This is a genomic window from Streptomyces triticisoli (genome assembly GCF_003270085.1).
Lineage (GTDB): Bacteria > Actinomycetota > Actinomycetes > Streptomycetales > Streptomycetaceae > Streptomyces > Streptomyces triticisoli.
This window is the reverse complement of record NZ_QFDQ01000020.1, coordinates 97,421-103,615: the sequence shown is the minus strand read 5'-3', so window position 1 is coordinate 103,615 and position 6,195 is coordinate 97,421. Positions and strand designations below refer to the sequence as shown.

Annotated in this window: 5 protein-coding genes; 4 read left to right on the top strand and 1 reads right to left on the bottom strand. The window is 73.7% G+C overall.

Features of this window, described 5'->3' with window-relative positions; translation table 11 throughout:
* A partial coding sequence (locus tag DEP02_RS04425) for a hypothetical protein (protein ID WP_232838953.1) occupies positions 1-520 on the top strand: 520 nt, incomplete at its 5' end.
* 36 nt (positions 521-556) lie between these two features.
* Here DEP02_RS04425 and DEP02_RS04420 read toward each other — a convergent pair.
* Positions 557-1,171, bottom strand: coding sequence for a hypothetical protein (locus DEP02_RS04420; protein ID WP_112465998.1), 615 nt, complete (start codon positions 1,169-1,171; stop codon positions 557-559).
* Between the two features lie 285 nt (positions 1,172-1,456).
* Between DEP02_RS04420 and DEP02_RS04415 the strand changes: the two genes are divergently transcribed.
* From DEP02_RS04415 to DEP02_RS04405, 3 genes are all read left to right on the top strand, one after another.
* The gene (locus DEP02_RS04415) at positions 1,457-3,616 is read left to right on the top strand and encodes a RecQ family ATP-dependent DNA helicase (RefSeq protein WP_112465997.1); all 2,160 of its coding nucleotides are present in this window, start codon (positions 1,457-1,459) and stop codon (positions 3,614-3,616) included.
* A gap of 85 nt (positions 3,617-3,701) precedes the next feature.
* A complete protein-coding gene (locus tag DEP02_RS04410) occupies positions 3,702-5,255 on the top strand; it encodes a DUF4192 domain-containing protein (RefSeq protein ID WP_112465996.1) in 1,554 nt (517 codons plus the stop codon).
* A gap of 180 nt (positions 5,256-5,435) precedes the next feature.
* A complete protein-coding gene (locus DEP02_RS04405; protein WP_112465995.1) occupies positions 5,436-6,194 on the top strand; it encodes an NUDIX hydrolase in 759 nt (252 codons plus the stop codon).
* Position 6,195: the final 1 nt, after the last annotated feature.

Genomic DNA, 6,195 nt, shown 5'->3' with positions numbered 1-6,195 from the left:
CCCCGCGGCCCCGCCGCGCCCCGGCCGTCCCGGCCCCGTGCGGCCCGCGCCGCCGGCGCAACGTACGACGCGAGAAGGGGCCGCGACCAAACCCGGCCCGTCGGGGTCCGCTGCCCCCGCGGCCTCGGCGAGCCCGCAGATCCAGCTGATCCCGGCTTCCGCCGAGGGAGCGCTCGACGCCGCCGAGGAAGCGGTCGACCTGCTCCTGGAGTCGGGCCGTACCCCCGGCGACGTGCTGGTGATCACCACCGGTGAGCCGCACCCGTGGGCCGCGCACGAGTTGTCCTTCGGCGAGGCGTCCTACTGGGCGCAGCACGACGCGCGCGACGACGTCTTCTACGCGGACGCCGCCGTGGCCTCACGTGCCGCGTCCCGCCCCGTGGTCGTGGTCGCCGTCAACGACAGCACCGACACCACTGCCGCCACGGTGCTGCCGCTGGCCCACTCCAGGGCCGGCGCGCTGCTGATCGTCTGCGGTGACCCGCAGCAGATCAACTCGGTGCTGGGCGCGGGCGTCTGAGCCGCCGTCGGCACCCCGGAGACGGTGCCGACGACGTCAGCGGGCCACCGCCCGGCGCAGTACCTCGGAGGCAGCCCCTCCGGTGCGCGGCGGCGGGGGCGGCAACTCGGCCGTACCGAAGGGCTCGGGTGCCGAGTCCGCGTTCGGCCGACGGCCCCCGCGGCCCTCGCCGAGGACCTGCCAGCCGTCCCGGGTCAGCGTGATGTACGCCCCGCAGCGCAGTCCGTGCAGGGTGCAGGCGTCACGCAGACCCCACATCCACGCACCGTCCTCCTCCGTCCAGCGTGAGTCTCCGTCGCGGCAGTAGAGCAGTACGGCGGTGCGCACCGGAGTGCGGCGCCGCAGATCGTGCGGAATGACCCGGCGCAGCTGGGCGAGCAGCGCGTTGCGGAGCATCCAGCCGTCGGCGGGCGCCGGCCGGCGGGTGAACGACGCGCTCGCCCGCAGCCGGTCGTCCGGGTCGAGGACCGCGATCACAGCGGTGGCCGGCGCGGGCCGGTGCCGGGCGTGCAGCCCGCTGACGACCTCGCGGGGATTGCGCAGCAGAGGGATGCCCGCGGCGGCCCACTCCGCGGGTTCGAGCACGCGATGGGCGGAAGCGGCGGGCATCGGCAACGATGCCGCCGAGGACGGAGCGAATCCGAAGGTCACGTTCCTCCCTTCGGCAACGCGCCCACACTGCGGGCGTGGTCGGATTCGGGGACGCGCACACCGCAGGAGAGCCCTACCGGATCACGGCCGAGCCGTGCGGGGAGCGGACTTCGATTCTCCCTGTCGAACTTGGATGCGGCAACGAGCGATTGAGGGCACCGGCCCTTGTCGGGCACCCCGCGGCTCATATTCCTACCCGCCGTGCCGCCGTACGACTCCCGGGACCGGCTCCGCCGCGACGGACCGGAGTGGCTGATTGTCCGTGCCATCGGGTTGCATGGAGGCATGGACGATCTGGAACTCCGCGCTGAAGCCGATGCCGTCCTCGCCGAGCTCGTCGGCGAGCCGGGGGGCTCGGCGCGGTTGCGGGAGGACCAGTGGCAGGCGGTGGCGGCCCTGGTGGAGGAACGGCGGCGCGCCCTGGTGGTGCAGCGCACCGGCTGGGGCAAGTCGGCGGTGTACTTCGTCGCCACCGCTCTGCTGCGCCGGCGCGGCTCCGGACCGACGGTGATCGTCTCACCGCTGCTGGCGCTGATGCGCAACCAGGTCGAGTCGGCGGCACGGGCCGGTATCCGGGCGCGCACCATCAACTCGGCCAACCCCGAGGAGTGGGACGTCATCCACGAGGAGATCTCGCGTGGCGAGACCGACGTTCTCCTGGTGAGTCCGGAGCGCCTCAATTCAGTGGACTTCCGCGAGCAGGTGCTGCCCGGGCTCGCGGCCACGACCGGTCTGCTGGTGGTCGACGAGGCGCACTGCATCTCCGACTGGGGACATGACTTCCGGCCGGACTACCGCCGGCTGCGGGCGATGCTGGCCGAGCTCGCCCCCGGCGTCCCGGTGCTGGCCACCACGGCGACCGCCAACGCGCGGGTCACCGCGGACGTGGCCGAGCAGTTGGGTACCGGCGCAGGCGAGGCCCTGGTGCTGCGGGGCCCGCTGGAGAGGGAAAGCCTGCGGCTGGGTGTGGTCCGGCTGCCGGACGCCGCGCACCGCCTGGCCTGGCTCGCCGAGCACCTGGACGAACTGTCCGGCTCCGGGATCGTCTACGCCCTCACCGTCGCCGCCGCCGAGGAGGCCACCGCCTTCCTGCGGCAACGCGGCTTCAAGGTGGCCTCCTACACGGGGCGCACGGAGAACGCCGACCGGCTGCAGGCCGAGGCGGACCTGCTGGAGAACCGGGTCAAGGCGCTGGTCGCGACCTCGGCGCTGGGGATGGGCTTCGACAAGCCGGACCTGGGCTTCGTGGTCCACCTGGGCTCGCCGTCCTCGCCGATCGCCTACTACCAGCAGGCGGGGCGCGCGGGTCGCGGGGTGGCCCACGCCGATGTGCTGCTGCTGCCGGGCAAGGAGGACGAGGCCATCTGGCGCTACTTCGCCGACACCGCCTTCCCGCCCGAGGCACAGGTCCGCCAGACCCTCTCGGCCCTCGCGGACGCGGAACGGCCCCTGTCCGTGCCGGCTCTGGAGGCCCTGGTCGACCTCCGGCGCAGCCGGCTGGAGACGATGCTGAAGGTGCTGGACGTCGACGGCGCGGTGAAGCGGGTGAAGGGCGGCTGGATCTCCACCGGCGAGCAGTGGGTCTACGACTCCGAGCGGTACGCCCGGGTCGCCCGGCAGCGGGCGGCCGAGCAGCAGGCCATGCGCGAGTACGCGAGCACGGCACAGTGCCGGATGGAGTTCCTGCGCCGGCAGCTGGACGACGAGGGGGCGGCCCCGTGCGGCCGCTGCGACAACTGCGCGGGGTCCTGGGCCGACGCCTCCGTTTCGGCGGAGACGCTGGCGGGGGCGGCGAAGGAACTGGACCGCCCGGGGGTGGAGATCGAGCCGCGCCGGATGTGGCCGACGGGGATGCCCGCACTGGGCATCGACCTCAAGGGACGTATCCCGGCCGAGGAGCAGTGCTCCACCGGGCGTGCCCTGGGGCGGCTCTCGGACATCGGCTGGGGCAACCGGCTGCGCCCGCTGCTGGCCGAGGACGCGCCCGACGGGCCGGTTCCCGACGATGTCCTGCGGGCCGCGGTGGCGGTCCTCGCCGACTGGGCGCGCTCCCCGGGCGGCTGGGCGCTGGATGCCGCGGATGCCGCCGCCCGGCCCGTGGGCGTCGTCGCCGTACCGTCCCTGTCCCGCCCTCACCTGGTCGGTTCCCTCGCCCAGGGCATCGCGACCGTCGGGCGCCTCCCCTTCCTGGGGACCCTCGCGTACACCGGGCCGGGTGGCGAGCACGCGGTACGCCGCAGCAACTCCGCCCAGCGTCTCAGGGCGCTGTTCGGTGCCTTCACCGTCTCCGAGGAGCTGGCCGGTGCCCTGGCCCGCTCTCCCGGCCCCGTCCTGCTCGTGGACGACCGCACCGACTCCGGCTGGACCCTCGCGGTCGCCGCCCGCCTGCTCCGCCGGGCAGGCAGCGGACAGGTCCTTCCCCTGGTCCTCGCTGCGACAGGCTGAGATCTCCGGGATCTCCTGACGTGTCCCTGCCCGGAGTTGTCCACAGGGTCAAGCAGGCTTCTGCGTTCTGCGAGATCGTCGACGCATGACGAATCACAGCGAAACGACCGGACCCTTCGAAAACGGCGACATCGCCTACGACGGACCCGGCCCCGAACACCAGGTCACCCTCCGCACCCCGGCCGAGCTCGCCGACGCCCTGCCGTATCTGCTCGGGTACCGGCCCGAGGACAGCATCGTCCTGGTCGCGCTGCACGATCGCGGTGGGCGCGGCAGGTTCGGCGGGAGGGCCAGGCTCGGCATTCCCCCCAGCAGTGACGACTGGCCGGCCGCGGCCCGTCAGCTGGCCCACGGCCTGATCACGGGCAGCGAGCGCAGGGGCGCCAAGCCGGAGCAGATGGTGGCTTTCGTCTGCCAGGAGCCGACTCCGGGGGAGACGGGACGACAGGTCATGCGGCGGCTGGAGCCGCTGGCCCGGAAGCTGCGCACGGAGTGCGGCCGCCTCGACGTCCCCGTGATCGAAGCGCTCTGCATCTCCGGCGGCCGCTTCTGGTCGTACTGCTGCCCGACCGAGAGCTGCTGCCCCGAGGACGGGCTGCCCATGGGACTGCCCGGCACCTCCGTACTGGCCGCCGCGGCCACCTACGCCGGCATCCGGGTACGGGGCAGCCTGAAGGACCTGAGGGCCAGACTGCTTCCCTGGGAGACCTCCGCGGCGCTGGAGCAGGAGATCGCCCTGGACGCTGCCGGGATGTCCCTCGTGCCCAGGATCCTCGACGAGGTGGACCGCGCGGCGGTGGCCGAGGAGACCCTGGAGCTCGCCGGGCGCGTGATGCGCCGGTTCGCCGAGGCACCCCTCGTCCCCGACACCGTTCCCGCGGACCTCCGTGACGACCAGCTGCTCGAGCACGAAGAGGCCGCGTCGCTGATCCTCGGCCTGCAGGACCGTACGACACGCGATCGCGCGGCGGAGTGGATGGAAGGAGACGAGGCAGGCCCGGCACTGCGGCTGTGGCGGGCCCTGGCCCGCCGTTGCGTCGGTCCGTACAGTGAACACGCGGCGGCGCCACTGACGCTCGCGGGCTGGGTCGCCTGGTCGGCCGGGGACGATCTGGAGGCCCGGGAAGCCCTGGCCATGGCGCTGGGCGCGGACCCCGACTACCTCTTCGCCCGCCTCCTGCACCAGGCCTGCAACGAGGGGCTGGACCCCGAATCCGTCCGGCGCTGCCTGCGTGCGGAGCGCCAAGGGCGTACGGGACCGAAAGCCGAAGACAGTGACACCCGGGAAACGGACACCCGGGAAACGGACACCCGGGAAACGGCAGGAGCCGCCATGCCGAAGGGGGAACCGGCCGGCGCGGACACCGCTGTGCCCCACGGGGCGACCGGGACCGAAGGCGGTTGTGCGCAGGCGGAGCCCGGCGAGGTGTCCCGCCGTCGGCGCCGGACGCGGGTGGGCGGACCGGTCCCGGACGGGGCGCGCCCGGCGGCCGCACGGACCGACGGCACGCGCCCGGGCCCCTCCAGGGCATCGAGCCGCACACGTACGCGTACCTCGACGCAGGACGGTACACGCCGTCGAGGCGCCGGCCGGCCGGGCACCGACGCGGGCAGCGACATCCCCGAGGGGCACGTGTGAACGAACACTCACCCGAGCGGTGGTTCCCGCCCGACTGGCGGGACGCCCGGCGAGGCGCGCCACCGCGGCTTTCCGGTACCGCCGGAGCCCGCCGGAAAGCCCGCGGACCGATGTGGACCAGCCCTCGGTGCGACCGGAGAAGGGAGTGCTTATCGTCAGGCAGACGACTATGATCGCCGCATGCCCTACGACCCGTCAGCCTTTCCGCCCTTCGCCGTCACCGTGGACCTGGTCGTGCTGACCGTGCGCCGCCATTCCCTGTGCGCGCTGGCGGTACGCAGGGGCGAGCCCCCCTTCCAGGGACGGTGGGCGCTGCCCGGGGGGTTCGTACGGGCCGACGAGGACCTGGCGCAGGCGGCGGCGCGGGAGCTGGCCGAGGTGACCGGACTGCGCGTCCACGACCCGTTCGCCCCGGTGCAGGACAACGGTGCGCACCTGGAGCAGCTCGCGACCTACGGCGATCCCAAGCGGGATCCCCGCATGAGGGTCGTCAGTGTCGCTCACCTCGCCCTCGCCCCCGATCTGCCCGCGCCCCGGGCGGGCAGCGACGCCGGCGACGCCCGTTGGGCGCCCGTGGAGGAGCTGCTGCAGCAGGGCGGCTACGGCCGCGACGGGGAGCCGGTGGCGCCGCTCGCCTTCGACCACACCCAGATCCTCGCGGACGGAGTCGAGCGAGCCCGCTCGAAGATCGAGTACTCGTCGCTGGCGACCGCGTTCTGCCCGCCGGAGTTCACGGTCGGAGAACTGCGCCGTGTCTACGAGGCGGTGTGGAGCGTGGCCCTCGACCCGCGCAACTTCCACCGCAAGGTGACGGGCACGCCGGGCTTCCTGGTGCCGACCGGGGGCACGACCACTCGGCAGGGCGGCCGGCCCGCCCAGCTGTTCCGGGCCGGCGGAGCCACGCTGCTCAATCCGCCGATGCTGCGCCCGGAAGTCTGAC

Excerpts from the sequence above, each read along its gene's own strand:
- DEP02_RS04410 (WP_112465996.1), top strand. The coding sequence starts at position 3,702 with ATGACGAATCACAGCGAAACGACCGGACCCTTCGAAAACGGCGACATC.
- DEP02_RS04415 (WP_112465997.1), top strand. The coding sequence starts at position 1,457 with ATGGACGATCTGGAACTCCGCGCTGAAGCCGATGCCGTCCTCGCCGAG.
- DEP02_RS04405 (WP_112465995.1), top strand. The coding sequence starts at position 5,436 with ATGCCCTACGACCCGTCAGCCTTTCCGCCCTTCGCCGTCACCGTGGAC.